Source organism: Flavobacterium sp. UBA4854 (assembly GCF_002399805.1).
Classification (GTDB): domain Bacteria; phylum Bacteroidota; class Bacteroidia; order Flavobacteriales; family Flavobacteriaceae; genus Flavobacterium; species Flavobacterium ginsengisoli.
In genome coordinates, this window is sequence record NZ_DHEI01000149.1 from 1 (window position 1) to 2,261 (window position 2,261).

Below are 2,261 nucleotides of genomic sequence, written 5' to 3' on the forward strand. Positions count from 1 at the left end.
CTTTACGGAAAAAACAATAAACCAACTCCAGACCAACTAAAAGGAATCGACGTTATGATTTTTGATTTGCAGGATGTTGGAACACGATTATATACGTATGTTTCTACAATGCACCGCATTATGGAAGCCTGCGCTGAGAACAATGTTCCACTGATTGTACTGGATCGTCCCAATCCGAATATCGCGATTGTCGATGGTCCAGTTTTGGATATCGCTTTCAAGAGCGGAATCGGAATGCATCCAACGCCTTTACTGCACGGAATGACTTTGGGCGAAGAAGCTAAAATGATCAACGGACAAAAATGGCTTAAAGATGGAATTCAATGCAAATTGACTGTGATTCCGTGTTTGAATTATACTAGAAAAAGCTCTTATAGTTTGCCCGTACGACCTTCACCAAATTTGCCAAACGATCAGGCGATTAATTTATACGTGAGTTTATGTCTTTTTGAAGGAACAAATGTAAGTATGGGACGTGGAACCGAAAAGCAGTTTCAGATTTACGGTTCGCCCTATCTGCCAAAAAGCGATTTCGCTTTTACTCCACAACCTAATTTTGGAGATAAAGATCCTTTGTACAAAGGTATAGAATGCAATGGAGAAGATTTGTCTTCTATTCCGAGAATAAGCAGATTAGAAATTAAATGGCTGATAAAAGCCTATCAGACAACAGCAGATAAATCTAAATTTTTTGATAAAAGAAAGTTTGCCATTCGCGCAGGAAATGAAAAACTGCAGCAACAAATTGAAGCTGGAATTTCGGAAGAAGAAATCAGAAACAGTTGGAAAGAAGGTTTAATTGCGTTTAAAAAAATGAGAGCTAAATATTTGATTTATAAGTAATATCTTTCAGATTTTTTTTCGTTTTATTTGATTTTACGCAAAATAAAATAGAATTTTATCCGGACTACTTGTAATTATTAAACTGGTATACTTTGTTGGTACGGTAAGAGTTTACTTTTGCCAAAAAAATAGTAAACCAAAATGAAAAAAATCTATTTTGCTGTTTTTACAGTAATTTGTACCAATTTTTACGCACAGACAAAAAATGATTCCATTAATCAAATGGATGAAGTCATTATTAACGAAGGTCGTTTTAACACGCCAATTTCTAAACAAAACAGAAACGTTTATGTTATCTCTAGCGAAACCATTAAAAAACTTCCAGGAAGAACATTGCAAGAAGTATTGCAATATGCCAACGGAGTAGATATTAGACAAAGAGGACCTTTTGGAACTCAAGCCGATATTAGTGTTGATGGAGGAAGTTTTGAGCAAACAGTTGTTTTATTGAATGGAGCAAAAGTTATCGATTCGCAAACGGCTCATAATATGTTGAATCTTCCTCTTCCGGTTGAGGCAATAGAGAGAATCGAAGTTGTTCGTGGTCCGGCTGCAAGAATTTACGGAATCAACAGTTTAACGGGAGCTATTAATATTATTACGAAAAAACCAACCGATTCTGGGTTTTTAGTTAGCACTTATGCAGGTTCTAATTTCGAAAAAGACACGCAAGACACTGGAGATACCTATTACGGAACAGGAATTCAAGCTGGAGCTGTTTTAGGAAAAGAAAAACAGCAACATTTAATTTTTGCTTCGCACGATAAAAGCAACGGTTACCGTTACAATACAGCATTCGAAAACAATAAAATTTTCTACCAAGGAAATGTGCAGATCAATGATAAAAACGAAATTTTAGGTTCTGCAGGTTACATCAATAACGGATTTGGGGCTAACGGATTTTATGCTGCTCCAACTGATAAAAATGCTACCGAAATTGTTCAGACTACATTTGCTAACATTCAATCAAATCATCAAATTACGGATAGTTGGAAAATTATGCCGAGAGTGACTTACAGATACAATTATGATGATTACCGTTATTTAGGAAATTCAAATTTGACAGTTGGAAGAAGTCAGCATTACACGAATTCTATTGCGGGAGAATTGAATTCTACAGTTAAATTATCTAAAGGCGAAATTGGTTTTGGAGCTGAATTTAGAAACGAAAATATTCACTCTTCAAACATTGGAGATCATGATCGCGATAATGTTGGTCTTTATGCCGAGTACAGAACAAGTTTTACAGAAAAGTTAGATGTAAATATCGGAACGTATTTAAACTACAATTCAGATTACAAATGGCAGATTTATCCAGGAATTGATGCAAGTTATGCGATTACAGACGCATTTAAAATTATTGGAAATGTAGGAACAAGCCAAAGAATTCCATCGTTTACAGATTTGTATTTGAAACA

Annotated in this window: 2 protein-coding genes; both read left to right on the plus strand. The window is 35.1% G+C overall.

The features are described 5' to 3' along the window. Positions 1–843: exo-beta-N-acetylmuramidase NamZ family protein (locus B3J44_RS21525; protein WP_286971345.1), on the plus strand; the 843-nt coding region annotated here is incomplete at its 5' end. Between the two features lie 141 nt (positions 844–984). After that, positions 985–2,261, plus strand: a 1,277-nt coding sequence (locus B3J44_RS21530; RefSeq protein WP_286971347.1) for a TonB-dependent receptor plug domain-containing protein, incomplete at its 3' end; no start/stop codon positions are given.